At 33.9% G+C, this 2,211-nt stretch carries 2 protein-coding genes; one reads left to right on the top strand and one right to left on the bottom strand.

The window, feature by feature from the left end; all coding sequences use genetic code 11:
- The first annotated feature begins 201 nt into the window (after positions 1-201).
- Positions 202-2,037, top strand: coding sequence for a leukocidin family pore-forming toxin (locus AB6C75_RS23325; protein WP_372109476.1), 1,836 nt, complete (start codon positions 202-204; stop codon positions 2,035-2,037).
- Here the strand turns inward: AB6C75_RS23325 and AB6C75_RS23320 are convergent.
- The coding region (locus tag AB6C75_RS23320; RefSeq protein ID WP_372109474.1) for a hypothetical protein at positions 2,011-2,211 on the bottom strand (201 nt) is incomplete at its 5' end. The genes AB6C75_RS23325 and AB6C75_RS23320 overlap by 27 nt on opposite strands.

The following is a 2,211-nucleotide window of genomic DNA, read 5'->3' as shown; positions in this document are numbered from 1 at the left end:
AGCTGATCAGATCGTAGGTTCTGGATTTAGTTCCACTGAATTACGCAACAAAGCCCATAAATTGAGCCATAAATCACCTTTCCATTATGAATTTATATGTATAATGATAAACTTAATCATCAAGGTTATAAGTGATTAATTTAAGGTGCCAACAAAGTACCATCATATTAATTTTAAAACTAAAAAATATTTAGGAGTATTATGAAACGTTTGAATTTAATAGGAATTTTAGTAACATCAGTTTTAATATCTAGATCAGTTTTAGCTAGCGATACACTGCAAGAAGGTATAAACATTCCCGTTGGTGAATCAATACATATAATGAGTGATATGGTTGATAATTCAGACTTGGTTTATATAAATGCAAAGTATTGGTTAGAATCAGGAATTTATTCAAATGGCATTGAAAATGCAATTGATTTAATTGTAAATAATGGCTATCGTTATCTGGTTGATTTTAGTGAAATAGAAGGAAATAAAGAAAAAATAAAGGCAAAACATGTCTTTAGAAAGGTATTTGGTATTTCATTGGAATCTGATTATATTGCAATAACTGAACATAACCATAACGTTATGTTTACAGAGATCAAGGATAGATATGACACAAATATCCCAATTTTGAGTAAACCTGCACCAAAAAGGCAAAAACGTTCAACATCAAACACCCCAGTAGTACACTCACCGGTACCGAGTATTTCTAGATATTATAATGCGACTAAACAAATTACTGATTCTGAATGTGATATCACTTGGAACACCCAATTAGGAGATAGATCGCGGCATCTTTGTAAAAATGCTAACATTTCGCTTGTTTATAAGATAAACATGCAACGCTCCCTTGCGTTCGGAACAATCGGCTCAGCAACGCCTGATGCTAAAATAGTAAGAGTTGGCATTGATGATTCAACCACTGGCGCAGGGATTAGTCTAAACCCTGAAATATATTCGATGTACTTAGCCTCAAGAGGCATTGTTTGGCCAAGTGGTGGGATTGAATCTGAATGGGTGTCATCCGCAATAGCACAAAACTATACGTTTGAAATGATGGCATCAAATAATAAAACAAGTATTTTAAGAACCATTCCAGCAACAAATTTAAATGTAAATTATGATAAGAAGGAAGTATCAACTTTTCAATTTGGTATTGGAGGTGATGTTGGTGCAGATAAAACATCACCCAAAATTAGTCTAAATGCCAACGCGTCATGGACAGAATCCAAGTGGTTATCATATAAAACATTTGATTATGCGGTAACGAAATCGTCAAAAAGCCCTCAACATGTATCTTTCAAATGGTCTAGAGAGCAATATAATTCACCACATGCGATACAAAAAGATGAATCGCCATATGGAGTAACAGTCAGAAAAAATTATTTTGGGAGGTTACACTTAATCAATCCAATAGGGTACGCAAACTTCACACCCAAAATGGAAGTAATCTATTATTCTGCACCTGAGACCACAGGGACAACAGACATTAGTATATCCTCATCGGTTGGAATTACTGGGTATCGTTATTATTCAGAAATCCCATCTTGGGAAGTCCTAAGATATTATTATCCTAATGAAAAAGACTTTAAAATTAAAAATGTAAAAAAAGATATTAAATTCACTGTTGATTGGGATAATCCTGTATTTATTGGCGGAAAGCCGGTTAATTTACAATTGGGTAAATTTAACAATAAATGTGTAAGTGTTAATAAAAACCTCAGTGTTAATTCTGATACTTGTAATATATCCGAACTAAAGCAGTCATTTATTTTTGATACACTTAATCGATATCAGAGTACAAGCCAACCAGGTATGTGCTTGGATGCTAGTAACATTAAAAAAGTCAGCCCTTGCAGTTTAAAGCGAACACAAAGATGGAAATGGATAGATGACAAAGATGAACTAGAGAATTCATTTACTGGAAGTAGCCTTGGTTATACTGTAAATGAAGGAGAAATTAAATTAATTCCGAAAGAGAAAAAAGCTGAGGATAATATCAACTCAGTTTCAATGTTCTCGTCATACACGGATATATTTAATATGTGACATTTTTTCCCTTGAGAGTAATAACTCAAGGTTATTAAACTTACGAGTACTAAAATACGGTTCTGTCGCAAATCTAGTTAGAGGTGTGACAGGCCAACCGGCTTTGTTGCGTAATTCAATGGAACTAAATCCAGAACCTACGATCTGCTCAGCTACATTCACTCCCTCTCGTAG

The organism is Vibrio sp. 10N.237.312.B06, from assembly GCF_041464685.1.
GTDB classification, from domain to species: domain Bacteria; phylum Pseudomonadota; class Gammaproteobacteria; order Enterobacterales; family Vibrionaceae; genus Vibrio; species Vibrio tasmaniensis_A.
The sequence above is the reverse complement of the archived record's forward strand: the minus strand, read 5'-3'. Positions and strand labels throughout refer to the sequence as shown.

Bases quoted from the DNA above. Each gene is read 5' to 3' on its own strand.
- AB6C75_RS23325 (WP_372109476.1), top strand. From the start codon at position 202: ATGAAACGTTTGAATTTAATAGGAATTTTAGTAACATCAGTTTTAATA.